Here is a 23242-nt window from a genome sequence, read left to right on the forward strand (position 1 = left end):
TTCGATAGCGGCGGATAAGTCCGGCAGCGTGCTTGCCGGACCGCTCTATTGCGCCCTATAGCAGGCGGCATGTCAGACGATCTGTTCGCAAAATCGCAAGCCCCTATCGAAACCTATGATGCCTCTGCGATCGAGGTGCTCGAGGGGCTTGAGCCGGTGCGGCGCAGGCCGGGCATGTATATCGGCGGCACCGACGAACGCGCGCTGCACCACCTGGCGGCCGAAGTTCTCGACAACAGCATGGACGAGGCGGTGGCAGGCCATGCCAGCCGGATCGAGGTCACGCTGCGCCCGGGCAACCATCTGACGATCAGCGACAACGGCCGCGGCATCCCTGTCGATCCGCACCCCAAATTTCCCGGCAAATCGGCGCTCGAGGTGATCCTCACCACGCTGCATTCGGGTGGCAAGTTCTCGGACAAGGCCTATGCCACCAGCGGCGGTCTGCACGGCGTCGGCGTGTCGGTGGTCAATGCGCTGTCGACCGAACTCCTGGTCGAGGTCGCGCGCAACAAGGAATTGTACGCGCAGCGCTACTCGCGCGGCGCGCCGCTGGGCCCGCTCAAGAAGGTGGGCGCTGCCCCCAACCGCCGGGGCACGACGATCAGCTTCGTGCCCGATGAGGAGATCTTCGGCGCAGGCGCAAAGTTCAAGCCCGCGCGGCTGTTCGCGCTCGCGCGCTCGAAGGCGTATCTGTACGCTGGCGTCGAGATCCGCTGGAAATGCGATGCCGAGCTGTCCGATGACAAGGTGCCGCAGGAGGCGGTGTTCCAGTTCCCCGGTGGCCTCGCCGATCACCTGCGCGAGCAACTGGGCGGGCGCGAATGCGCGACCTCGGATTTCTTCGCGGGGCGGCAGGATTTCCCCGATGGCAAGGGCCGGGTCGAATGGGCGGTCGCCTGGCCATTGTGGAGCGACGGCAGCTACAGCTACTATTGCAACACCATCCCGACCCCCGATGGCGGAACGCACGAGGCAGGGCTGCGCGCCGCGATCCTGAAAGGGCTGCGCGGCTTTGGCGAGCTGATCGGCAACAAGAAGGCGACGCAGCTTACCGCCGAGGACGTGATGACCGGCAGCGAACTGATGCTCTCGGTATTCATCCGCGATCCGCAGTTCCAGAGCCAGACCAAGGACCGGCTGACCTCGCCCGAGGCGGCGCGTCTGGTCGAGAACGCGGTGCGCGACCATGTCGACCACTTCCTCACCGACAATATGGAGCGCGGCAAGGCGCTGCTCGGGCTGGTGCTCGAGCGGATGGACGAAAGATTGAAGCGCAAGGCCGAGCGCGAGGTCAAGCGCAAGACCGCGACCAGCGCGCGCAAGCTGCGCCTTCCCGGCAAGCTCACAGATTGCAGCAACGACGGTACCGGGGTCGAGGGCGCGGAAACCGAGATATTCATCGTCGAGGGCGACAGCGCGGGCGGCTCTGCCAAGCAGGCGCGCGACCGCAAGACCCAGGCGATCCTGCCGATCCGCGGCAAGATCCTCAACGTCGCTTCGGCCAACAGCGCCAAGATCGGCGCCAACCAGGAAATCGCCGATCTGGCGCTTGCGCTGGGCTGCGGGACCGGCAAGCATTGCGACCCGGGCCAGCTGCGCTACGACCGGATCATCATCATGACCGACGCCGATGTCGACGGCGCGCATATCGCGACCTTGCTGATGACCTTCTTCTTCCAGGAGATGCCCGATATCGTCAAGGCAGGGCATCTGTACCTCGCCCAGCCGCCGCTCTACCGGCTCGTGGTTGGCGCCAAGAGCTGGTACGCGCGCGACGATGCGCACCGCGCCGAGCTCGAACGGACGATCCTCAAGGGCAAGAAGGTAGAGGTCAGCCGCTTCAAGGGGCTGGGCGAGATGAACCCCGGGCAGCTCCGCGAGACGACGATGAGCCGCCAGAGCCGATCGTTGCTGCGGGTCACGCTGCCGCCCAATTACGAGCAGTATTCTGCGGTCAAGGAGCTGGTTGGCGAGCTGATGGGCAAGAACCCCGAGCACCGCTTCAACTTCATCCAGAACCACGCGGCGCAGGTCGACCGTGAAGCGATCGACGCATAGCCGATCGCATCATCCGTCTGTCGTTCCCCGGCGGTGGGGAGTCCGGGCGCTCGTCGTCGTTGCGTGGATGAGCCCCTTCATGGTCGCCGCCCAGACGCCCCCGCCGCCGTCGCCCGCATCGCAAACGCTTTTCGACCAGCCCGCTGCCAATGTTCTTGCGCTGATGCAGGGCAAGGCTGCGGCGCCGGACATCTTCGACCCCGCGTTTCTTACCGCGGTCCCTCCCGAGCAATTGGCCTCGGTAATCGCCTCGCTCAAGACGCAGTTCGGCGAGCCGCAGACCCTCGAGGCGGTGCGGCGGATGGACGTGCGATCGGCCAGTATCGATATTCGCTTCGACAAGGCGGTGGTCACCTTCACCATCGGCGTGCTCGACGGAAGGCTCTCGGGGCTGTTCATCACGGGATCGCGGACACAGGGCGACACGATAGAGCAGATCACCGCAGATATCGCCGCGCTGCCCGGTCGCAGCGGCTTTGTCGTGCAACAGCTGACCCCCAGCGGTGCGCAGACCATCGCCAGCCACCGCCCGGATGAGCGCTTTGCCATTGCCTCGGTGTTCAAGCTGTACGTACTTGCCGAGATCGACCGGGCGGTGCGCGCGGGCGAGCGCCGATGGAGCGATGTGCTGCCCCTGTCGCAGAAATCGCATCCCTCGGGAATCGCGCAGGATTGGCCCGACGCCGCGCCGATGACGCTGCAGACGCTGGCGACGCTGATGGTTTCGGTCAGCGACAACAGCGCCACCGACACGCTGATCGCCGCCATAGGCCAGGAAAAACTTGCTGCGATCGTCCGCGCGAGCGGACACTCCCGGCCGTCGGACATGATCCCGCTGCTCTCGACCCAGGCGGTGACGGGGCTGAAGATGCCCGCGAACGCGGCGCTGCGCGACCGCTTCCTCGCCGCGGACGATGCCGAACAGACACGCCTTGTCGCCGATGCGGGCGACACGTTGCGGCTCAAGAACCTTGATCTTGCAGTCTATACCGGCGGCCCCAACCAGATCGACACGATCGAATGGTTTGCCAGCCCCGCCGATGTCGCGCGGCTGCTGGCGATGCTGGAGCGCGATGGCGACCCGGTGACGCGCGCGATCCTCAAGGTCAATTTCGGGATTCCTCCGGTCAACGCCGGACGCTGGGCGTATCTGGGTTACAAGGGCGGGTCGGAGCCCGGGATCATGGGCATGAGCTTTCTCGCCCGCACGAAGCAAGGCGACAGCTATGTGATCACGGCTTTTGCCAACAACCCCGCCGCCGATATCGACCAGCCCGGCTTTATCCAGCTGATGACCCGGCTGCTCGATCGGCTGGCTACTGGCGATGCGCCAGCCACTCGTCCCTGAGCAGACCGAAGATCAGGCTGTCACGCACGCCGATATGCGTTTCCCATTCGGCGCGCAGATAGCCTTCGCGGACAAAGCCCATCGACGTCAGCAGGCCGATCGAGTGAATGTTTTCAGGATCGGTATCGGCAAACACGCGGCGCTGGCCTTCGGTCACCAGCAACTGGTCAAGCACCATCGCCACCGCTTCGCGTGCAATCCCCTGCCCCCAGGCCGGGCGCGCCAGGATATAGCCGATCTCGCTGACGTTCTCGCGCCGGTCATGCGCGGCGACCCAGCCCAGCGCGATGTCTTCGCCGGCCCGCGTGATCGCCCAGCTGCGCCAGTTGCCCACAGCTGCCGGTTCCAGATAGGTGCGGGTTTCCTCGACCGACCGGTGCGGGCCCGACGACCACCAGGTCATCAGCGCTTCGTCGGAAAGCACGGGAAACAGCGCTGCAGCATCGTCGCTCCGCACCTGACGCAGCACCAGCCGCTCGCTGGTCAGCACCGGCATCGCCACCGTGGTCATGCCGCTGTCAGCGCGTCGACCAGCGCGCGGACCTTTTTCTGCCGCCATTGCGGTGTGGGCGCGACCACCCAATAGGCACGCCGCGCCGGGCGAGCCTCGCCGATCGCCACCAGCCTGCCTTCGGTCAGATCGCGTTCGGCGAGCAGATAGGGCACGGTCACGCTGCCAAAGCCGGCAATTGCCGCATCCAGCCCAAGTCCTGCATCGGCGACCTGCATTACCGCCCTGTCTTCGGAATCATTGCTGTGTTGTCCGCGCGTGCAGCCGGGCCATTCGATCCCGCGATTGCCATCATATCCGGGCGCAGCCACGGTGACGAACTGCGCCGGGCCGATCTGCGCCCCCTCGAGCTCCGCCGGGCCATCGGCAAGCCGGATCGCGCAATCGAGGTTCGCCTCGGTGAAGTCGATGTCGCTGTCGCCCGAGACCAAAGTGTAGCGGATTTCGGGGTTGGCGGCAGCATAGCCAATCAGCCGATGGTGCAGCCATTTGGCGGCAAAGTCCCGCGGCACCGCGATCGTCAGGCGGAAGCTCGACTGGCCTTGCTGCATCGCGCGCACGGCTTCCTCGAACTGCAGAAAGCCGCCGCGCAGCGCATCGAGCCCGGCGCCAGCCTCGTCGGTCAGTTCCAGCCCCTTGGGCGTGCGGCGGAACAGCACGACGCCCAGCATGTCCTCCAGCGCGCGAATCTGCTGGCCGACCGCAGCCGGCGTCACCGCGAGCTCGTCTGCCGCGCGGGTGAAGCTCAGATGGCGGGCAGCGGCATCGAGCACGCGCAGTCCGTTGAGCGGAAGATGGGTACGCTTCATAAGGAGCGCTGATTAATCGGCAACTGCCGGGGCGACCAGCGGAAAACGCGGAATTTCGACCGCGATCAGCTCATCATCGTCGCGCATCATCCGATAGACGCCTTCCATCCGCCCGGTTGGGGTGGTGAGCGGGCAGCCCGAGACATAATCGTGCGACTTGCCCGGAAGGATCACCGGCTGTTCGCCGACCACGCCTTCGCCATCGACCTGGTGCACGCCGCCGCGGCCATCGGTGATAACCCAGTGGCGGGTGAGCAGCTGCACGGCGCTGTCGGAATGATTCTCGATACGGATGTGATACGACCAGAACCAACGGGCACTGTCCGCGCGCGACCGGTCCGGCAGAAAGCTGACCGCCACCCGCACCGTGATGCCCTGGGTGGTGGCAGAGTGGGTGAAGAACCTGTCCATGCTGTCTGAAAATCGGTCCATGGCCACAATATGCCTCTTAATCCGGTGAGGCGAAAGGGGGCACGGGAGAAATTCCTGGAAGCGTGCGCCTAGGCGAGCCTATTTGCCGCTTTCCTTCTTCAGATACGCGATCACATCGGCGCGGCGCTGGGCATCGGCCAGGCGGAACCCCATCTTTGCGCCTGGGATGAACGCCTGCGGACTGGTGAGCCATTTGTCGAGGCGCGCGGCGTCCCAGGCGAATTTCGCCTTCTTGAGGCCCGGCGAATAGGCAAAGCCGGGCGCACTGCCCGCCTTGCGCCCGAAGATACCGCGATGCGCAGGGCCCACACCATTGGCATCGGGCGCATGGCAACCGGTGCAGTTGCTCTCATACACCTTCGCGCCGCGCGTGGGGTCGCCTGCTGCGGGGCCACCCTGTGCGGCGGCGGGATGCGCGGCTGTGGTCGCGACCAGCACGGCAAGCACGAGCGACTTGGGGGCAATCATCAAAATCCAGGCTCCGCAGATGGTTAGCAAGCGCGGGATATAGGCGCGAGCTGGTGCGGTTCCAAGGCGCCGGTCACATCACTCGGCAGGTGCGGGCATGGCCTCCGGCTTGACGCGACGTCCGGTGATCATCGCGATCAGCCGCGGCACCGGGCCGTGGCGGTCCATCCAGGCGGCATAGGCCGCATAATCGGGGTCTGCCATCAGGTGCCGCTCCTCGGTCCGCGCACGCCAGTAATAGACCCCCGACACAGCGGCGAGCAAAGCGGCGTTGCGCACGCCATCCTGCCAGGTGCCGCTGGTGACCAGAAACGGCATGGTGGCAAACCACCAATAGGCGTTCTTGGAAAGATACGCCGGGTGCTTGGTCCAGCGATAGGGCCCGTGCGTCAGGATGCCGCGATGGGTAAGGTTGGAAAAACGGATCCCGAAGGCCACCGTCGCCCAGGCATAGATCCCGGTCAGCAGCACCAGCCAGGCGCCCCAGACGATCAGCAGCGGCGTGTTGCCCTCGAACCAATAGGCCCAGTCGGCGGTGTTGACGTGATAGTTGAGCGGGCCGTTGTCCCCCATCATGATGAACGGCGGATAGCAGATCAGCGCCGCTGCCCAGCCCGCCATATAGGGGTTGGCGGTGCGGATGTGCGAATCCAGCGGCTTCAATGTCAGCGCATAGCCCACGGTGGCGAACTGCACATCGACCAGGAACATCGCGATGATCAGCCAGTTGGCGATCCACACCGGGTTGGTCACAATCTCGGCGACATTGGCATTGACGATATCGGCATAGCCGCCCGGCACGATCGACAGCATGAAGGCGAGGAAGAAGCCCTTCACCGCCCACGCGCGCAGGTGGTGGAAGATCGCCTCGCGCTCCCAGCCCGGCTGGCCCGAAATCATCGCACCGAAATGCCACGCGCCGTCGTGCGGGTCCTTCAGATAGCGGTCTATCCAGATGACATAGGGGATCGAGAGGAAGAACAGGAAAGGCGAGGCATAGATGAACACGTTCATCGAGAACTGGTAGTTGCCCATCCAGTACCAGCGCGCCACCGCATAGATCGCGGCGATCCCCGCCCAGGTCATCCACAATCCGGTGAGCTTGATCATGCTGGCATCGATGACATCCTTGACCGCCCTGGGATGCGTCCAGTCCAGCCCCGTGCTGGGGCGCAGGTGCACCTTGTCGACCAGCAGCGACCACAGCACCATCGGCAACCCGGTGGCGATGCAGCAGACCAGCGCCGCATTGGGGCCGTTCCACGCATAGTGCCGCGCCAGCAGCACCCAGCCGATCAGCCCGACAAGCCCGATCAGCCCAGCGCCATGGCTGACGGCGCTGGGGGGACACGGATCATGCAGAGGTGCAGCAGAGCTTGGCATGTTGCAGCCTCCTTAACCCATATTGGTAAGCAAGGGATGAAGGAAATTCAGGGCCGGCACCCGCCGCCAGTTTGCGACAAAATACATCGCGCGCGCACGAATGCTGCTCGACTTGGCGCAGCGATCATGCACAAGTCGCAGCTTCGCGCGGAACAAATGCCCGGCGCACGGGTAAGAATTGAATATGGTCGCAAAGGGTCGATGAAGATGTATCTGGGGACATCGCGGGTTTGGTTATTGGCTCTGGCCGCGCTGGGGCAGACCGGATTCGCTGCGAGCGCGGCCAGAGCCGAGTCCATCCACGGCACCTGGGAGAACCCCACAGGCGACGTCCGCGTCGTCACCCAGCCGTGCGGCACCGAGCTGTGCGGCAAGGTGAGCTGGGCGAGCGATCTGGCCAAGAAGGATGCTGCCGCAGGCGGCACGCCGCAGCTGGTCGGCACCAGCCTGCTGCGCAACTATCGCGAGACCAAACCCGGCCACTGGAAGGGCAATGTCTTCGTGCCCGATCTTGGCGACACCTATTATTCGACGATCAAGCAGCTCGACGCCAACCGGATCAAGATCAGCGGCTGCATTCTGGGCGGCCTGCTGTGCAAGTCGCAGATCTGGCGCAAGATCTGAGCCGTCAGTCGGGCTGACTTCGGCGCGGGGCATCGACGCTTTCGAACCCGTGCATCCGCCAGTGATATTGCAGCGCGATCACCGCGCCCTTGGCGGGCTGCAGCAGCGCGATCGTGAGCAACAGCGCGCCCAGGATTGCGATGACGGCCAGCACCCCCATCGGCAGCAGCTCGCGGCTTCCCGCAGCGATGAGCACCGGGGCGAGCAGATGCCCGCTGATGAAGATCGCGATATAGGCGGGAAAATCATCCGCCTGGTGCAGCGTCCAGTCCTGCCCGCACCCGGCACAGCGCTCAACCGGCTTCAGATAGCGCCGGAACAGCGGCTTGTGGTCGCAGCGTGGGCAATGGTTGCGCATGCCGCGCAGCGCAAGCTGCAGCGCGCTCTGGGTGTCGCTGCCGGGCGTCACAGAGCCGGGGCGGGCGGAATCGGGCATGGCCAGTCTTTCAAAGACGCTGGCAAAGGCACCGACGCCAGTAGCTAGATAGGTACTGCGATGGCCGACATCAAAGCCAAATGCCGCCATTGATCGCACAGGATCACTCCCCATCATTAAGCTGAGCACCGCCCAGGACACCATCTGCCGCATGAAAACCCTTATCCCGATCCTGGGCGACCAGCTCAGTCATGATCTGTCCGCACTGGACGGCGCCGACCCCGATCACACCATCCTGCTGATGATGGAGGTGGATGCCGAGACCAAATATGTCCGCCACCACAAGGCCAAAATCGCCTTCATCCTCTCAGCAATGCGCCACCATGCGGAGGATCTGCGCGCGCGCGGCTGGACGGTCGATTATGTGCGGCTCGAGGATTCGGGCAACAGCGGCGCCTTCACCGGCGAGGTCGCGCGCGCGATCGAGCGTCACGCCCCGGACCGGATCGTCGCGACCGAACCGGGCGAATGGCGCGTGCTCGCTGCGATGCAGGAATGGGCCGACAGGTTCGACGTGCCCGTCGATCTGCGCGAGGACAGCCGGTTCGTGTGCACGCATGCCGAGTTCGACACCTGGGCCTCGGCACGCAAGCAACTGCGCATGGAGTTCTTCTATCGCGACATGCGGCGCAAGACCGGGCTGCTGCTCGACGAGCATGGCAAGCCCGAGGGCGGCGAGTGGAATTACGACAGCGAGAACCGCAAGCCCCCGCCCAACGAGCCGCTGCTGATCCCGCAACCGCTGCGCTTCAAGCCCGATGCCATCACCCGCGACGTGCTCGACATGGTCGCCAGACGCTTTGCCGATCACCCCGGCAGTCTAGACCATTTCGTGTTCGCCACCACCCGCGAGGATGCGCTCGCGCAGCAGGCGCATTTCATCGGCCATGCGCTCGCCCGGTTCGGCGACTACCAGGACGCGATGCTCACCGATCAGCCGTTCCTGTGGCACTCGATCCTCTCGCCCTATCTCAACTGCGGGCTGCTCGATCCGCTGGCCCTGTGCCAGGCAGTCGAGGCTGCCTATCGCGACGGCAAGGTCCCGCTGAATGCCACCGAGGGGTTCATCCGCCAGATCATCGGCTGGCGCGAATATGTCCGCGGCATCTATTGGCGCGAGGGGCCCGATTATGCGCAGCGCAATGTGCTTGAAGCGCACCGTCCGCTGCCCGGCTTCTATTACGACGGCAAGACCGACATGCATTGCATGGCGCAGGCGATCGGCCAGACGCTGGACCATGCCTATGCGCACCATATCCAGCGGCTGATGATCACCGGCAACTTCGCGCTGGTCGCCGGGATCGATCCGCACGCGGTGCATACCTGGTATCTGGAGGTCTATGCCGATGCCTATGAATGGGTTGAACTGCCCAACACCCTGGGGATGAGCCAGTTTGCAGATGGCGGGCTGCTGGCGAGCAAGCCCTATGCCTCGAGCGGCAACTATATCAACGGCATGTCCGATTATTGCGGCAAGTGCCGCTACGACGTGAAAGCCAAGACCGGGCCCAAGGCCTGCCCGTTCAACCTGCTCTACTGGGACTTCCTCGATCGCAACGAGGCGGTGCTGGGCAGGAACCAGCGGCTTGCCATGCCCTATCGCAACTGGGCGAAGCGCGGCGAGAAAGACAAGGCGGCAATCCGCGAGGATGCCGCGCGGTTCCTCGATACGCTCACCAGATAAACGAGGTGATCGCCACGAAGAACGCCGAGAAGCTCAGCAGAAACAGCCGGACTTCCTCGTTGCGCTGTGCCTTTTTGCGTTTCGCCAGCACCTCGGGCTCATCCACCGGGGTTGCGGCGAGGATTCGCGGGGACAGGCTGCCCCGGAAGCTGTGGGGACGAGCGGGCACGGGAAGGAATGTCAAACGCTGCATAATGAGGGTGTTAACGGATTTTTAACCATTGCCCATCGCAATTGATGGTTAATCATCGATTGTGCCAGAAACGGACAGGCACGCGGCGTCGGCGGTTTACGCGCGCGTCAACTTTCGAAGAGAAATTGAGGTTTAAACCGGGGAGAAGCTGCGCTAGACCCTGACCCCATGAAGCACGACACCATCCGCAAGGCCGAAACCATTCCTTTCACCTGGGACGATCCGTTCCTGATCGACGAGCAGCTGACCGAAGAGGAACGGCTGATCCAGGCAAGCGCGCGCGGATTTGCGCAAGATGTCTTGCAACCGCGGGTGATCGACGCTTTCCGCGAGGAAATCGACGCGCCCGAACTTTTCCCGATGATGGGCGAGGCCGGGCTGCTCGGCGCGACGCTGCCCGAGGAATTCGGCGGGGCGGAAGCAAGCTATGTCGCCTATGGCCTGATCGCGCGCGAGGTCGAGCAAGTCGACAGCGGCTATCGCTCGATGATGTCGGTGCAAAGCTCGCTCGTGATCCACCCGATCAACGCTTATGGCAGCGACGAACAGCGCCGCAAATATCTCCCTGGCCTTTGCGCGGGCACGCTGATTGGCTGCTTCGGTCTCACCGAACCCGATGCGGGATCCGATCCTGCGGGCATGAAGACTCGCGCGAAAAAGGTCGATGGCGGCTATGTCATCTCGGGCGCGAAGACCTGGATCTCGAACAGCCCGTTTGCCGATGTGTTCGTCATCTGGGCAAAGTCCGACGCGCACAATGGCCAGATCCGCGGGTTTATCCTAGAAAAGGGCATGAAGGGGCTGAACGCACCCAAGATCAAGGGCAAGCTGAGCTTGCGCGCATCGACCACGGGCATGATCCAGATGGACGAGGTCGAGGTGCCCGAAGAGAACCTGCTGCCCAATGTCGAAGGGCTCAAGGGTCCGTTCGGCTGCCTCAACCGCGCGCGCTACGGCATCTCCTGGGGCGCGATGGGGGCGGCGGAATTCTGCTGGCACGCCGCGCGCCAATACGGGCTCGACCGCGTCCAGTTCGGCAAGCCGCTCGCAGCGACGCAGCTTTTCCAGAAGAAGCTGGCCGACATGCAGACCGAGATCGCGCTGGGGCTCCAGGCATCCTTGCGGGTCGGACGGCTGATGGACGAAGGCCGTTTCGCGCCCGAGATGATTTCGATCGTCAAGCGCAACAACTGCGGCAAGGCGCTCGATATCGCGCGTCAGGCGCGTGACATGCACGGCGGCAACGGCATCAGCGAGGAATATCAGGTGATGCGCCACATGGTGAACCTGGAGACGGTGAACACCTATGAAGGCGCGCACGATGTCCATGCGCTGATCCTCGGCCGCGCGCAGACGGGGATCCAGGCGTTCTTTTGACACCAAATTGGACAAAAGAAAAAACCTCATCGTAACAAGCCGTTAACTAGCATCTTCTAGCGTCCCCCCCAGGCATTTCGGGGAGCTTGCGGCAAGGGCATGGGCGTAGCTGGGCACAATTTCGGTATCGGCGGGACGGACATCTGTGTCGGCCCGGCGCCCGCGCTTGTCGAGCCGGACAGCCAGTGCATCACCCGGGCCGTCGCGCGCGCCGGCGTCGGGGTGTTCGAATGCGACCTGCAATCCGAAACCCTGTGCTGGACCCGCAACATCTACGACCTGTTCGGGATCGACCGCAGCGCACGGCCGCATCGAACCGAGATCGTCGCGCTGTACGACGAGGCATCGCGCGAGACGCTGGACCGGCTGCGCAGCCGCGCCATCGAGCGCCGGACAGGCTTTACGCTAGATGCGCGGATCACCCGCCCCGATGGCGCCGAACGCTGGGTGCAGATCATCGCGCAGGTGGAAACCGAGCGCGGCCGCGCCGCCCGGCTGGTGGGGACCAAGCTCGACATCACCCGCCAGCGTACCGAATTCGAGGCCCTGCAGCAGACTGCCGAACGCGACAGCCTGACCGGGCTGGCCAACCGCGCGGTGTTCCAGCAGCGCTTTCTGGATGCGTCGCGATCGACGCTGAGCCTGCGTCCGCTGGGCGCGCTGGTGCTGCTCGATGTCGACGGGTTCAAGCAGATCAACGATCGCTATGGCCATGCTGCGGGCGATGCCTGCCTGGCGCAGTTCGGCCAGCGCATCCAGCAATGCTTTCCCGATGCGCTAATGGTCGCGCGGATCGGGGGCGATGAATTTGCCGTGCTGATGCCCAGCGACCGCAACTTGCAACGGCTGCCGAGCCGCATTGCCGCAGCGATCGCGCTGCTGCGCATGCCGGTGGCGTGGAACGGCCATCTGCTGGAAGCCGGCGCCAGCCACGGTGTCGCGTTGGCGCACAACGCGATTTCCTATGATGCCGAGGACATGTTCCTGCACGCGGATCAGGCGCTGTACGTCGCCAAGCGCGCGCGCTGACCCACCCAGCCGATAAGCGCGATCAGGCGCGCAGGCCCGCCAGTTCGTCGAGGCCCGCCATGATGTTGAGGTTCTGCACCGCAGCGCCGCTTGCCCCCTTGCCCAGATTGTCGAGCATCGCGATCAGCCGCACCTGCGACCCATCCGCGCTGGGCAGGACATAGAGCGCCAGCCGGTCAGTCGGCGCATCGCCCTCCGACAACAGCAGTTCGCCGGGCGCGGTGCCCATGGCTGCGACGCTGACCAGGGCTTCGCCGGCATAATGATCGGCCAGCGCCTCGTGCAGCGCCGTCGCATCGGCAAAGCCGAGCTCGGGATCGAGGAACAGCGGCACATCAACCAGCATTCCGCGAAACGCACGCACCACGGCAGGCGCGAACAAAGGCGACCGGCTCAGCCCGGCGTGCACCTGCATTTCGGGCAGATGCTTGTGCTCCAGATTGAGGCCATAGGCGCGGAAGCCGATGTCGGGCGCATCGACCTGCATCCGCGCGATCAGCTCCTTGCCGCCACCCGAATAGCCGCTCACCGCATTGACGATGAAGCCGTGATCGGCGGGCAGCAGCGCTTCGGCCACCAGCGGCGCGACCAGCGCGAGGAAGCCGGTGGGGTAGCAGCCGGGATTGCTGACCGCGCGCGCATCGCGGATCGCAGCGCGCTGGCCTGAACGCAGCTCGGCAAAGCCATAGGTCCAGCCATCGGCGACGCGGTGCGCGCTGGAGGCATCGATGAACCGCGTCGGCGCACCCTCGCCCAGCGCCACCGCCTCGCGCGAGGCGGCATCGGGCAGGCACAGGATCACAAAGTCGGCATCCTGGATCGCGGCGGCGCGCGCCGAGACGCTCTTGCGGTCGGCGTCGCTGAGCGTGATCAACCGGAACTCGTCGCGTCCTGCCATCCGCTCGGCAATTTCCAGGCCGGTGGTCCCGGCAGCGCCATCGATAAAGAGACTGGGCATCAGGCGATCCGCTTGCGCGCCAGCACCGGCTGGAGCGTGGTTTCGGGGAAACGGGCGATGACATCGGCAAGCGGCTCGGCCACCACCTGCATCCAGTGCGCATTGGCGTGCACCAGCGTGTCTGCATCCATCATGATTCCGACATGGCCGGGGAAGAACACGAGGTCACCGCGCTGCAGCGGTTCGTCATCCGCCAGCGCACGGCCAAGCGCTGCCATCTGCTGGTCGCTGTCGCGCGGCGCGACAATTCCGGCAAGCCCCAGCACCAGCTGCACCAGCCCCGAACAGTCGAGCGCATCCCCGCCGCGTCCGCCCCATAGATAGGGCGCGCCGACAAGCTGCAGCGCGCGGTCTACCGGATCGAAGCCCTGCTCGGCCAGCGGCACGGCATGGCGCACCGACATCCAGCCGCCCGCAACGGACAGGAACCTGCCGCACTCACTGGTCGCATCGACCGCGATCCGTGCGCCCATCGGCAAGGCTGCAACCATCGGCGTCTTGATCGAAGGTTCAGCGAACACCAATGCGCTGCGGCTGTGGACGACATGGCTGGGATCGGCACTGCCAAGCGTGATCTGGTCCAGCCGCACATAGCCGCAATAGCCATCGTGCAGGCCATAGCCCCAGCCCCAGTCGCCGGTGCTGTCGAGCAGCGCGAACGCCTCTCCGGGCAGCAGCTGGCTCACCGCCTGGGCATCGCCCGCTCCGGCCTTGCGCAGCATTGCGCCACTCGCGGCGACGCGGTGAATCTGCGGGGCAACATAATGCGGCGCGAAGAAGCGACCGGCCAGCGCGATATCCGCAAGATCTCCGCGAATGGGTGTCACGCGCGGATCATAGTCGGTCACGGGGCCCGTGAGCACGAACTGCTGCACCGGGTCGGCGCGCGTGTCCGCCGCCTCGCTCGCCGGTCCGCCAGCCAGCGAAGCCGCCTTGGAATGCGGCGCCAATGAGCCCGATGAATGTGTCAAGAAACCCGGTCCCCCGCGCAAATTACCGCCACGACATGATCCTGCGCCCGTCCATGGCTTCGGGCTGGCGGCGCAGATAGACGAGTTGAAGCGATTTGTCCAAGCCGCCGGTTAGCACAGCGCCCGACGCCGGAAAATGCCTGCCAAACAGCGGCCAAGATCAGCCTGCCGCGCCATAGCGGCCGCGCAGATAGTGCCATGATGCGCGCAGGCCCAGCGCCTCGCCGCCCTTGGGCTGGCCGGGCCGGGGCGTGGGCCGCCACGCATAGGTGTCGAAATGCGCCCAGGGCACGCCCTCGCCGACAAAGCGCTGCAGAAACAGCGCCGCGGTGATTGCACCGGCGAACGCCCCACCGCTGTTGCCGATGTCCGCGATATCGCTGACATACATGTCCTCGTACCCCGGCCACAGTGGCAGCCGCCAGCACGGATCGCCCACCGCCCTGCCGCTGGCGACCAGACCATCGGCCAGCGGATCGCTGTTGGCGAACAGGGCTGGCAGATCAGGCCCCACCGCAACCCGCGCCGCGCCGGTGAGCGTGGCGAAGTTGATCATCACATCGGGCGGAGTCTCGCTCGCCTTGGCCAGGCAATCGCCGAGCACCAGCCGGCCTTCGGCATCGGTGTTACCGATCTCGACGGTGATCCCCTTGCGGCTCCTGAGCACGTCGCCGGGGCGGAAGGCGTTCCCCGAGATGGCGTTCTCCACCGCGCCGACCAGCATGTGCAACCGCACCGGCAGGCCTGCGCGCATGATCAGTTGCGCCAGCGCCAAGGCGTGCGCGGCGCCGCCCATATCCTTTTTCATCAGCAGCATGCCCGCCGCCAATTTGATGTCGAGCCCGCCGCTGTCAAAGCACACGCCCTTGCCGATAATGGCGACGCGGGGATGATCCTCGCGTCCCCAGTGCAGCTCGATCAGCCGCGGCGCATGGCTGCGCGCCGCCGCGCGCCCGACCGCGTGGATCATCGGATAGCCGGTGGCAAGCGCGTCGCCGCGGGTCACTTCAAGCGTCGCGCCATAGCGCCTGGCGAGCGCCTCTGCTGCGGATTCGAGATCGCCCGGGCCCATGTCTTCGGCGGGGGTGTTGACCATGTCGCGCACCCAGGCGGTCGCCTCTGCCTCTGCGATGCGATCGGGAAGCCGCGCAGGATCGCCGGTGAGCAGCACGCGCGAGCCTTGCGGATTCTCCTCTGGCTTCTTGTAGGTGGTCAGACGGTGCTGGGCGAGCGCCCAGCCGATCACCGCATCGCCCGGCCTGACATCACCGGCCAGCCTGAAGGTGTCCGCGGCGAGAACTTCCGGCGCCTTGGCAAGGCACCAGGGCCGCAGATTGGCGACATCGGCCACCCCCAGCACCACCGACCACTCATCGGCCGTATCGCCCGGAACCACGACCAGATCATGCGGACGCGCGGTGAAGCGCATCGCGGCGAGGTGGTTGCGCACGCGCGGCGGCGCCGACGCCAGCCAGGCCGCCAGGCCGGCCTTGTCGACGAGGTGAAGCAGGCGCGCCGGCTGGCCAATGTCCGGCTGGACGAGGTGAGACAAATCCATCATTGTCGCAGCATAGAGCATTTTTCAGCCAGCCGAGCGAGACAGAAATATGAACGGTCGAAAACCGGCGCAGATCACTCTGGCCGTGCTGGTGGCACTGGCGCTGCCCGGCATCGCCGCGTGCGAGCAGGGAACCCCAGTCGCCCAGAAGACCAAGGCGCCCGTCGCCAGCACGAAAGCAGCGACCGCGGTGAGCTTCGAACGCGAAACCAAGGCCTTTGCCTTCACCTATGAATACCCCGCCCAGGCCGCTGCCCTGCCCAGGCTGGCCGCGATGCTCGATGCCGAGCGCGCCAAGGCGCTGGGCGAGCTGGAAGCGCAGACCGCAGAGGCGCAGAAGGAAGCGGCGGACAACGACTATCCGTTCAACCCGCACATGCTGGGCGTCGGCTGGAAGGTTACCGGGGAGAGCCCCGAGATGCTTGCCATGGTGGCGGAGATCAGCAGCTATTCGGGCGGCGCGCACGGCAACACGGGTTATGAAGCGCTGATCTGGGACAAGGCGGCGGACAAACGCATCCAGCTGGCCGCGCTGTTCACGGACATGGCCATGGCGCTCGAGCCGTTGCGCGAGGGCTATTGCACCGCGCTCAATGTGGAGCGTCGCGAAAAGCGCGGCGAGCAGATCGGCGAGCCCGACGACATGTTCAACACCTGCCCGCCCTTTGCCGAGCTGGTGCTGGTGCCTTATGCCAGCAGCGACAGCGGTTTCGACCGCATGATGTTCATAGCCGCGCCTTATGTCGCAGGCCCCTATGTCGAGGGCGTTTACGAGATCAGCCTGCCGCTGTCCGGCGCGGCGCTGGAAAGGATCAGGCCCGAATACCGCGCAGCCTTTGCCGCCCCTGCGGAGTGACGATCACTCCGCCGCGATGGCGGTCTGCTGCGGCGCGTGCGCATCGGCCTCGCGGAAGGCGAGCACGCCATCGTCCACCGCCTCTTCGCGCAGCACCTTGCGGTCGAACAGATAATCCTGGTTGAGCCGCCACGGCATGCGGTCGCCCTGCTTGGGCAGGATATGCAGCGCGCGCTGGACATAGCCCGACGAGAAATCGAAGATTTCCTCCTCGTTGACCGGGCCGTCGCTGCCCAGCACCGGCACCGCTACATCGGTACCGGTCGCAGCCATGTGGTTGAGCGTGCGGCAGACGAAGTCGGCGACGATATCGACCTTGAGCGTCCACGACGCATTCAGATAGCCGAAGACGATCGCCATGTTCGGCACGTCGCTGAACATGCAGCCCTTGTAGTAATAATGCTGGGTGAAATCGACCGGCTGGCCATCGACCGAGAACGCGACCTTGCCTGCCATCGCTAGCTTGAGCCCGGTGGCGGTGATGATCACATCGGCGTCGAGATGCTTGCCCGATTTGAGATCAATGCCGGTGGGCGTGAACCTGTCGATATGATCGGTGACGATATCGGCCTTGCCGTCGCGGATCGCCTTGAACATGTCGCCATCGGGGACGAGGCACAGCCTTTGCTCCCAGGGGCCGTAAGGTGGCTGGAAATCGGGTTCGTTCATCTTGCCACCCATGATCTTGCGGATCCGCTTGAGCAGATAGTCGCCGACCTTCTTGGGATTTTCGCGCGCACGCTTGAACGAGATCTGCTGCATCCGCACGTTCTTGAAGCGGATGAAGCGATAGGCCCATTCATCGGGCATGATGGCACGCAAGCTGTTGGCCAGCCAGTCCTTGGCGGGGCGGCTCCAGTACCAGGTCGGCGTGCGCTGCAGCATCGTGACGTGCTTGGCCTTGTCGGTCATCGACGGCACAATCGTCACTGCGGTTGCGCCCGATCCGATCACGACGATGTTCTTGCCTGCATAATCGAAGCCCCGGGGCCAGAATTGCGGGTGGATGATCTCGCCGCCAAAGCTTTCGCGACCCTCGAACGCGGGGTCGTAGCCCTCGTCATAATCGTAATACCCGGTGCCCATGAACAGATAGTTGGCGGTGAGGTGGCAAACGCCCTGCCCTTCGACCTCGGCAGCGATCGTCCAGCGCGCATCGCTGCTCGACCAGCTGGCAGAGAGCACCTTGTGGCCCAGCCTGATGTGGTCATTGAGCCCGCGTTCGTCCTTGATCCGGCGCAGATAGCTCAGGATCGAGGGGCCGTCGGCGATCGCCTTCTGCTCACGCCAGGGCTCGAACTCGAACCCCAGGGTGTGCATGTCGCTGTCCGAGCGGATGCCGGGGTACTGGAACAGGTTCCAGGTGCCGCCGATGTCGCTGCGCTGGTCCAGAATCGCAAAGCTGCGTCCGGGGCACTTTTCCTTGAGATGGACCGCCATGCCGAGCCCCGAAATCCCCGCGCCGATGATCAGCACATCAAGATGGGTGGCGGCTTTGAGGTCGGACGGCTTTTCGTGCTTCATGGGTCAGGCTCTCCGGTCGCAGTCCGCTTGGCCGCGGCTCTCTTGCGTCATCCAAAGGCTATACCATGCTTACATCGTTGTAAATTGCAACCGGTTTTGGCCCGATCCGGCCATAAAGCGCGATCAGGCGACGCGCTCGTCCGCGATCCGCTCGAGCAGGCGCTGCGCGACCGAGGCGCGGATGGGTTCGCCACGCTCGATCTTGCGCAAGGTGTTGTAGCTGATGCCGAAGCGGCTCATCACCGCCTCTTCGGTACGTGCGGGGCAGCTGCGCAGGACATAATCGGCAATATCGTCGGGCAGACGCATCAAATCGTCCACTTTCCGTCGATCCGCGACAACACGCCTGGCTGGCCGCCTTCGCGCAGCTCGGGTGGCAGCAGCGCACCAGGCAGGTCCTGATAGGCGACCGGGCGCAGGAACCGGTCGATGGCGAGCGTGCCCACCGAACTGGTGCGGCCATCCGAGGTAGCGGGATAGGGCCCGCCGTGGTTGACAGCATGGCTGACCTCGACGCCGGTCGGCCAGCCATTGGCGAGGATGCGGCCGACCCGGCGCTCGAGCACGGGCAGCAGCGCGCGCGCATCGTCGATGTCGGCCTCGTCCATGTGCAACGTCGCGGTCAACTGGCCTTCGAGTGCGGACAGCACCGCAAGAAGCTCGGCGCGGTCGGCGCAGCGCACGACGATCGACGCGGCCCCGAACACCTCGTGCTGCAGCTCGGCATTGGCAAGCCAGTCGGCGCCGGTCACGCTGAACAATGCAGTGCGGCCCTCGTGCGGGCCGGTGGGGTGCACGCCGCGCGCGATGGTCCTGACCTCGGGCGTGGCGGCGAGTGCTGCGCTGCCCTTTTCATAGGCGGCATGGATGCCTGCGGTGAGCATGGTCTGCGGCGCCTGCGCTTCGACGAGCTGCCCGGCTTCCTCCAGAAACGCGTCCAGCGCGGGCCCTTCGAGCGCCAGCACCAACCCGGGATTCGTGCAGAACTGCCCCGACCCCAATGTCAGCGAGCCGATATAGCCCGCCGCCAGCGCCTTGCCCCGCGCCGCCAGAGCTTCAGGCAGCAGAATCACCGGATTGATTGCCGACATTTCGGCATAGACCGGGATCGGCTGGGTCCGCGCCGCAGCGATCTTCATCAGCGCCTCGCCGCCGCCCCGCGATCCGGTAAAGCCGACCGCCTGGATGCGCGGATCGGCGACCAGCGCCGCACCAAGCGCATTGCCGGTTCCGCTGAGCAGGCTGAACACGCCTGCGGGAACACCGGTGTCAGTCGCAGCCCGGACAATCGCGCCGGCAATCAGCTCGGAGGTTCCGGGGTGTGCAGGGTGCCCCTTGACCACCACCGGACAGCCAGCGGCGAGGGCCGAAGCTGTGTCGCCGCCTGCGGTTGAAAACGCGAGCGGGAAGTTGGATGCGCCGAACACCGCGACCGGGCCCAGCGGCACCATGCGCAGCCGCAGCTCCGGCTTGGGCGGGGTGCGCGCGGGATCGGCATGATCGATGCGCAGCTTGAGCCACTGGCCGTCGCGCACTTCGCTGGCGAACAGCCGCAGCTGGCCGCAGGTGCGCCCACGTTCGCCGGTGATCCGCGCCACCGGTAGCCCGGATTCGCGCGATGCCCGTTCGATCAGCGCATCGCCCAACGCCTCGATATTGGCGGCGATGGCATCCAGGAACGCGGCGCGGGTCTCGCGCGGAAGATCGGCATAAGGGATCGCGGCAGCCTCGGCAGCAGCGCAGGCATCGGCAACGTCCTGCTCGCTCGAGCAGAAGAAGCCGATATCGTCGATGCTGGCACCACAAGCGGGGTCATAGGCGTGGAACACTTCACCGCTGCCGCGCCGCTCGCCCGCGATGAAATATTCGCCCGTGAGAGGCGCGGCGTGGATCATTGCGTCAAATCTTCCTGTTCGATTGTCATATATCCCGGGGGTAACCCGCGATCTGCCTTCGATCGCGCCACAATGGCGCGGATATCTGCTCTCAACGCCTTGCCCTCGTAGAAGATGCCATCTTTTACGGTCCAGGCGATACCGCCGACCCGCTGCGCCTTGCCGGTGGCATCGTCGAGCTTGAGCGTACCGGTGGCGAACAGCAGCTTGAGATTGGCGATGGGATTGCCCTTCACGATTACCAGATCCGCCTTCTTGCCCGGCTCGATCGTGCCGATATCGGCATCGTGCCCAAGCAGCCGTGCGCCTTGCTGCGTCGCCGAATTGATCACCTCGAGCGGGCTGAACCCGGCCTCGCGCAGCAGTTCCATCTCCTGGATATAGCCGAAGCCATAGGTGTTATAGATATAGCCCGCGTCTGAACCCACGGTGACTCGGCCGCCGCGATTCTTGTATTCGTTGACGAAGCTCATCCACAGCCGGTAGTTTTCCTTCCAGTCCATCTCGCGCTCGGTGGTCCAGTCGAACCAGTACGAGCCGTGATTGATCCGGCTGGGGCGATACCAGTCCCAAAGCGCGGGCATGGTGTATTCGTTGTGCCAGAAAGCGCGGTTCATCCGCATCAGGTCGCGGCTGGCGAGATAGGCGGTGAAGGTCGGATCGATCGTGAAGCCGCGCTCGAGCAGCGTCTCCATCACCTCGTTCCATTTGTCCGACCCGGGCCTTGCGGTCTGCTGCCACAGCCTGCCCGCCTCGCCGAAGCGCATCTGCTCGTCGGTATTGATGAAGTCGGTCGGCCAATCCTGCAATTTCTGGTTGGTGAACATGGCTTCGGGCAGGCCGTACCAGTGCTCCATCGATTCGAGCCCGGCACCACTGGTGCGCAGCACATTGGCATAAGCGACGACGCCTTGCGCGTGGTGCATCGTCGAATGCAGGCCGAGCTTCCTGGCTTCCTCGATCCCCGCGATCAGTGCCGCCTCGCTGCCGCCGATGAACTTGATGCCGTCTGCGCCGCGCCGTTTGGCATCGCGGATCGCCAGACGCCCTTCCTCTGCGGTGCGGATCGGCAGGCCGATCTGCTGGAACATCGGATAGACATCGAGCCGAGGCCCGGTAATCTCGTTGCGCGCAAGCCGGCCCTTGATCGCGACCTGCTGCTCGATTGACATCTCCGACGAGCCGACATTGCGCGCGGTGGTGATGCCGTGCGCGAGCCAGAGCTTGAGCACATAATCGGACGGCACGCCCTGTCCGTCGCTCAAGGTATGCAGATGGACATGCGCGTCAACAAAGCCCGGGAGCACGTAGTGCCCGGTGAGGTCGTACTCCTTGTCGCCCCGCGGGGGACGCCGGGCCTCCTCGATCGCACCGGGCGAACCGATCGAGACGATCCGCACGATTCGGTCGTTCTCGATGACGATGTCCACCGGGCCCTGTGCGGGCGCGCCCGTGCCATCAACATAGATCGCGTTGCGCAGCACGGTGCGCGGCCAGGGACCCTCGCCCAGCGTGCGCGGCGGAATGGGGTCGGCGACCTCGCGCGGCTGCGCCTGGCCGAGCGCCTGACCCTGCAGCGGAGCCGATATGCTCCCCGCAAGCGCCAGCGCCGATACAATCGTCAACCCTATGCGCCCTATCCGCATGATACCCTCTCCCCTGCCAAGTGACGTTGCGCTCTTGATGATGTCAGATACCCGTCACCGGAGCATCCTGCCGGGCCTGGCTGCGCGAGCGGCTGTAGAGGAAATAGAAGGCGAGCCCCGCCACATTCCACAGCGCAAAGCGCACCAGCGTCTGCGAAGGCAGGCTGATCATGAGATAGAGACAGCCCAGGATCGCCAACGTGCCGACCAGATAGGGCTGCGGGCACTTGAACACGCGCTTGAGTTCGGGCGCGCGCTTGCGCAGCACCATCAGGCATCCGCCCACCGCGATGAACGCCAGCAGCGTGCCCGCATTGGCGAGCTCGGCAATCTCGTCGAGCCGGAAGAAGCCCGCCACTGCAGCGACGAACACTCCGGTGATGCCGGTGACAAGCACCGGAGCACCGGTCTTTGCCGACACCCGCGACAGCACCGGGGGCAACAGGCCATCGCGCGCCATGACGAAGAAGATGCGGCTCTGGCCGTACATCATCACCAGGATCACCGAGGGCAGCGCGATGAGCGCAGCCAGCGCGACCAGATAGGATGCGGTGGGGTGCCCGAGGGTGCGCAGCACCAAAGCCAGCGGCTCGGGCGAATTGCCCAGCGTCACATAGGACATCGCGCCGATCGCCGACAGCGCGACGGCCATGTAGATCAGCGTGCAAACCGCCATCGATCCAATGATCCCGATGGTAAGATCGCGCCCCGGATTGCGCGCCTCCTCGGCCGATGTCGCCACCGCGTCGAATCCATAGAATGCGAAGAACACGATCGCAGCCGCCGCCATCACCCCGCGGGTCGATCCGTCCTGTACCGAGCTGCCGAAGCCATAGGGCATGAACGGGGTAAGGTTGTCGGCATCGAACGCGGGTGCGGCCAGCGCGATGAACGCGGTCAGCGCCACGAGCTTGATGATGACGAGGATGATGTTGAGCGTCGCGCTCTCGCGCGTGCCCGCCATCAGCATGCCCGCGATCGCCAGCGATACGACCACCGCAGGCAGGTTGATGATCCCGCCGGCATGGGGTCCTGCCAGCAGCATCTCGGGAAGCGAAACCCCCGCCGATTGCAGCCAGCCGACCAGATAGCCCGACCAACCGACCGCGACGGTGGAGCAGGCCAGAGAATATTCGAGGATCAGGCTCCATCCGACTACCCAGGCCAGGGTCTCACCGACCACCGAATAGGTGTAGGTGTAGGCCGAGCCCGCCGTGGGGATCATCGTTGCCAACTCGGCATAGGCCAGAGCCGCGCAGGCGCACACTGCGCCCGCAATCGCGAACGCCAGGATCACAGCGGGCCCGGCCCGCTCGGCACCGACGCCGATGAGCGTGTAGATGCCGGTGCCGACGATTGCGCCGACGCCCAATGCGATCAGGTGCGGCCAGGACAATGTCGGCTTCAGCCGGCTGCCCTCTGGCGCATCGGACGCCTGTACGATCGGCTTTATCGGCCCGAAAAACCCCATGATGTGCG

Annotated in this window: 22 protein-coding genes; 7 read left to right on the forward strand and 15 right to left on the reverse strand. The window is 65.1% G+C overall.

Annotated features, from left to right (window positions below; all coding sequences use genetic code 11):
• Positions 1–69: 69 nt before the first annotated feature.
• Together parE and BSY18_RS10855 are read left to right on the forward strand one after the other, a co-directional pair.
• Positions 70–2061: a DNA topoisomerase IV subunit B gene (gene parE / locus BSY18_RS10850; protein ID WP_069050607.1), complete on the forward strand. Its 1992-nt coding sequence runs from the start codon at positions 70–72 to the stop codon at positions 2059–2061.
• A gap of 79 nt (positions 2062–2140) precedes the next feature.
• A complete protein-coding gene (locus tag BSY18_RS10855; protein WP_171900217.1) occupies positions 2141–3409 on the forward strand; it encodes a serine hydrolase in 1269 nt (422 codons plus the stop codon).
• Here BSY18_RS10855 and BSY18_RS10860 read toward each other — a convergent pair.
• The 5 genes from BSY18_RS10860 to BSY18_RS10880 form a co-directional block, all read right to left on the reverse strand.
• Positions 3378–3920: a GNAT family N-acetyltransferase gene (locus tag BSY18_RS10860; protein WP_171900218.1), complete on the reverse strand. Its 543-nt coding sequence runs from the start codon at positions 3918–3920 to the stop codon at positions 3378–3380. The genes BSY18_RS10855 and BSY18_RS10860 overlap by 32 nt on opposite strands.
• Positions 3917–4729 carry a LysR family transcriptional regulator gene (locus BSY18_RS10865; protein WP_069050609.1) on the reverse strand — a complete coding sequence of 271 codons (813 nt, stop codon included), beginning with the start codon at positions 4727–4729 and terminating at the stop codon, positions 3917–3919. The genes BSY18_RS10860 and BSY18_RS10865 overlap by 4 nt, the downstream gene beginning before the upstream one ends.
• 12 nt (positions 4730–4741) lie before the next feature.
• Positions 4742–5140: a Co2+/Mg2+ efflux protein ApaG gene (gene apaG, locus BSY18_RS10870; protein ID WP_054134362.1), complete on the reverse strand. Its 399-nt coding sequence runs from the start codon at positions 5138–5140 to the stop codon at positions 4742–4744.
• Positions 5141–5239: 99 nt separating this feature from the next.
• Entirely contained in the window at positions 5240–5629 is a 390-nt protein-coding gene (locus tag BSY18_RS10875; protein ID WP_069050610.1) for a c-type cytochrome, read from the reverse strand.
• A 78-nt stretch (positions 5630–5707) separates the two neighbouring features.
• Positions 5708–7012: an isoprenylcysteine carboxylmethyltransferase family protein gene (locus BSY18_RS10880; RefSeq protein ID WP_069050611.1), complete on the reverse strand. Its 1305-nt coding sequence runs from the start codon at positions 7010–7012 to the stop codon at positions 5708–5710.
• Between the two features lie 201 nt (positions 7013–7213).
• Between BSY18_RS10880 and BSY18_RS10885 the strand changes: the two genes are divergently transcribed.
• Positions 7214–7636 (forward strand): DUF2147 domain-containing protein, encoded by a 423-nt coding sequence (locus tag BSY18_RS10885; protein WP_069050612.1) that lies wholly within the window; start codon positions 7214–7216, stop codon positions 7634–7636.
• Positions 7637–7640: 4 nt separating this feature from the next.
• Here BSY18_RS10885 and BSY18_RS10890 read toward each other — a convergent pair whose 3' ends face one another.
• A complete protein-coding gene (locus BSY18_RS10890; RefSeq protein WP_150126261.1) occupies positions 7641–8072 on the reverse strand; it encodes a DUF983 domain-containing protein in 432 nt (143 codons plus the stop codon).
• A 151-nt stretch (positions 8073–8223) separates the two neighbouring features.
• On the opposite strand from BSY18_RS10890, the gene BSY18_RS10895 reads away from it, so the two are divergent.
• Positions 8224–9756: a cryptochrome/photolyase family protein gene (locus tag BSY18_RS10895; RefSeq protein ID WP_069050613.1), complete on the forward strand. Its 1533-nt coding sequence runs from the start codon at positions 8224–8226 to the stop codon at positions 9754–9756.
• Here the strand turns inward: BSY18_RS10895 and BSY18_RS20970 are convergent.
• Positions 9746–9925 carry a hypothetical protein gene (locus BSY18_RS20970; RefSeq protein WP_150126262.1) on the reverse strand — a complete coding sequence of 60 codons (180 nt, stop codon included), beginning with the start codon at positions 9923–9925 and terminating at the stop codon, positions 9746–9748. The two genes, BSY18_RS10895 and BSY18_RS20970, sit on opposite strands and share 11 nt — an antisense overlap.
• Before the next feature lie 192 nt (positions 9926–10117).
• On the opposite strand from BSY18_RS20970, the gene BSY18_RS10900 reads away from it, so the two are divergent.
• Both BSY18_RS10900 and BSY18_RS10905 read left to right on the forward strand, forming a co-directional pair.
• A complete protein-coding gene (locus BSY18_RS10900; protein WP_069050614.1) occupies positions 10118–11326 on the forward strand; it encodes an acyl-CoA dehydrogenase in 1209 nt (402 codons plus the stop codon).
• 99 nt (positions 11327–11425) lie between these two features.
• Positions 11426–12355: a GGDEF domain-containing protein gene (locus tag BSY18_RS10905; protein WP_083231429.1), complete on the forward strand. Its 930-nt coding sequence runs from the start codon at positions 11426–11428 to the stop codon at positions 12353–12355.
• A gap of 22 nt (positions 12356–12377) precedes the next feature.
• Here the strand turns inward: BSY18_RS10905 and argC are convergent, their stop codons facing one another.
• The 3 genes from argC to BSY18_RS10920 all read right to left on the reverse strand — a co-directional run bounded on the left by argC (position 12378) and on the right by BSY18_RS10920 (position 15845).
• Entirely contained in the window at positions 12378–13316 is a 939-nt protein-coding gene (argC, locus tag BSY18_RS10910) for an N-acetyl-gamma-glutamyl-phosphate reductase (RefSeq protein ID WP_150126263.1), read from the reverse strand.
• The gene (locus tag BSY18_RS10915; protein ID WP_083231430.1) at positions 13313–14284 is read right to left on the reverse strand and encodes a C40 family peptidase; all 972 of its coding nucleotides are present in this window, start codon (positions 14282–14284) and stop codon (positions 13313–13315) included. The genes argC and BSY18_RS10915 overlap by 4 nt, the downstream gene beginning before the upstream one ends.
• Positions 14285–14444: 160 nt before the next feature.
• Positions 14445–15845 (reverse strand): leucyl aminopeptidase family protein, encoded by a 1401-nt coding sequence (locus tag BSY18_RS10920; RefSeq protein WP_069051869.1) that lies wholly within the window; start codon positions 15843–15845, stop codon positions 14445–14447.
• Between the two features lie 46 nt (positions 15846–15891).
• On the opposite strand from BSY18_RS10920, the gene BSY18_RS10925 reads away from it, so the two are divergent.
• Positions 15892–16698: a DUF4163 domain-containing protein gene (locus BSY18_RS10925; RefSeq protein WP_069050617.1), complete on the forward strand. Its 807-nt coding sequence runs from the start codon at positions 15892–15894 to the stop codon at positions 16696–16698.
• Between the two features lie 3 nt (positions 16699–16701).
• Here the strand turns inward: BSY18_RS10925 and BSY18_RS10930 are convergent, their stop codons facing one another.
• From BSY18_RS10930 to BSY18_RS10950, 5 genes are all read right to left on the reverse strand, one after another.
• Positions 16702–18222, reverse strand: coding sequence for a flavin-containing monooxygenase (locus tag BSY18_RS10930; RefSeq protein WP_069050618.1), 1521 nt, complete (start codon positions 18220–18222; stop codon positions 16702–16704).
• A 123-nt stretch (positions 18223–18345) separates the two neighbouring features.
• On the reverse strand, positions 18346–18531 hold the full coding sequence (locus BSY18_RS10935; protein ID WP_054134156.1) for a hypothetical protein: 186 nt from the start codon (positions 18529–18531) through the stop codon (positions 18346–18348).
• A complete protein-coding gene (locus tag BSY18_RS10940; protein WP_054134155.1) occupies positions 18531–20117 on the reverse strand; it encodes an aldehyde dehydrogenase (NADP(+)) in 1587 nt (528 codons plus the stop codon). Before BSY18_RS10940 ends, BSY18_RS10935 begins: the two co-directional genes overlap by 1 nt.
• Entirely contained in the window at positions 20114–21742 is a 1629-nt protein-coding gene (locus BSY18_RS10945; RefSeq protein ID WP_236823349.1) for an amidohydrolase family protein, read from the reverse strand. The genes BSY18_RS10940 and BSY18_RS10945 overlap by 4 nt, the downstream gene beginning before the upstream one ends.
• Positions 21743–21806: 64 nt before the next feature.
• Complete coding sequence (locus BSY18_RS10950) at positions 21807–23234, reverse strand: amino acid permease (RefSeq protein WP_069050620.1); 1428 nt, start codon at positions 23232–23234, stop codon at positions 21807–21809.
• Positions 23235–23242 lie beyond the last annotated feature (8 nt).

It is taken from the genome of Blastomonas sp. RAC04, from assembly GCF_001713435.1.
In the GTDB taxonomy this organism is placed as follows: Bacteria; Pseudomonadota; Alphaproteobacteria; order Sphingomonadales; family Sphingomonadaceae; genus Blastomonas; species Blastomonas fulva.

Excerpts from the sequence above, each read along its gene's own strand:
- BSY18_RS10890 (WP_150126261.1), bottom strand. The coding sequence starts at position 8,072 with ATGCCCGATTCCGCCCGCCCCGGCTCTGTGACGCCCGGCAGCGACACC.
- BSY18_RS10860 (WP_171900218.1), bottom strand. The coding sequence starts at position 3,920 with ATGACCACGGTGGCGATGCCGGTGCTGACCAGCGAGCGGCTGGTGCTG.
- BSY18_RS10950 (WP_069050620.1), bottom strand. The coding sequence starts at position 23,234 with ATGGGGTTTTTCGGGCCGATAAAGCCGATCGTACAGGCGTCCGATGCG.
- BSY18_RS10935 (WP_054134156.1), bottom strand. The coding sequence starts at position 18,531 with ATGCGTCTGCCCGACGATATTGCCGATTATGTCCTGCGCAGCTGCCCC.
- parE (WP_069050607.1), top strand. The coding sequence starts at position 70 with ATGTCAGACGATCTGTTCGCAAAATCGCAAGCCCCTATCGAAACCTAT.
- BSY18_RS10885 (WP_069050612.1), top strand. The coding sequence starts at position 7,214 with ATGAAGATGTATCTGGGGACATCGCGGGTTTGGTTATTGGCTCTGGCC.
- BSY18_RS10940 (WP_054134155.1), bottom strand. The coding sequence starts at position 20,117 with ATGATCCACGCCGCGCCTCTCACGGGCGAATATTTCATCGCGGGCGAG.
- BSY18_RS10880 (WP_069050611.1), bottom strand. The coding sequence starts at position 7,012 with ATGCCAAGCTCTGCTGCACCTCTGCATGATCCGTGTCCCCCCAGCGCC.
- apaG (WP_054134362.1), bottom strand. The coding sequence starts at position 5,140 with ATGGACAGGTTCTTCACCCACTCTGCCACCACCCAGGGCATCACGGTG.
- BSY18_RS10875 (WP_069050610.1), bottom strand. The coding sequence starts at position 5,629 with ATGATTGCCCCCAAGTCGCTCGTGCTTGCCGTGCTGGTCGCGACCACA.
- BSY18_RS10930 (WP_069050618.1), bottom strand. The coding sequence starts at position 18,222 with ATGAAGCACGAAAAGCCGTCCGACCTCAAAGCCGCCACCCATCTTGAT.
- BSY18_RS10895 (WP_069050613.1), top strand. The coding sequence starts at position 8,224 with ATGAAAACCCTTATCCCGATCCTGGGCGACCAGCTCAGTCATGATCTG.
- BSY18_RS10865 (WP_069050609.1), bottom strand. The coding sequence starts at position 4,729 with ATGAAGCGTACCCATCTTCCGCTCAACGGACTGCGCGTGCTCGATGCC.
- BSY18_RS10905 (WP_083231429.1), top strand. The coding sequence starts at position 11,426 with ATGGGCGTAGCTGGGCACAATTTCGGTATCGGCGGGACGGACATCTGT.
- BSY18_RS10900 (WP_069050614.1), top strand. The coding sequence starts at position 10,118 with ATGAAGCACGACACCATCCGCAAGGCCGAAACCATTCCTTTCACCTGG.
- BSY18_RS10855 (WP_171900217.1), top strand. The coding sequence starts at position 2,141 with ATGGTCGCCGCCCAGACGCCCCCGCCGCCGTCGCCCGCATCGCAAACG.
- BSY18_RS10925 (WP_069050617.1), top strand. The coding sequence starts at position 15,892 with ATGAACGGTCGAAAACCGGCGCAGATCACTCTGGCCGTGCTGGTGGCA.
- BSY18_RS10920 (WP_069051869.1), bottom strand. The coding sequence starts at position 15,845 with ATGATGGATTTGTCTCACCTCGTCCAGCCGGACATTGGCCAGCCGGCG.